Genomic DNA, 231 nt, shown 5'->3' on the forward strand with positions numbered 1-231 from the left:
GGCACAGATGTTAATATTGGGATTACGGTTCCAAACAAGTCTACGACAGAAAGTATTAAAGTTGTAGATTCAAGAGGTATTAACCAAAAGTCAGGTAATAGCTGGGTAGGGCATGATATTGGTTTGACAATTGCTGATGCTTCCTTAAATAACAAGCTTAAAAAATCAGAAAGTAGCGGACTTGTCATTGCACCAGGAGATTCAAAGGTCATTGAAACATACGATCTACAC

Annotated in this window: 1 pseudogene; it reads left to right on the top strand. The window is 37.7% G+C overall.

Features of this window, described 5'->3' with window-relative positions:
- Positions 1-231, top strand: a pseudogene (locus KVT27_RS26385) (stalk domain-containing protein); the annotation flags it as partial.

Origin of the sequence: Lysinibacillus sp. GbtcB16 (assembly GCF_019091145.1) — a bacterium.
Classification (GTDB): Bacteria; Bacillota; Bacilli; order Bacillales_A; family Planococcaceae; genus Lysinibacillus; species Lysinibacillus fusiformis.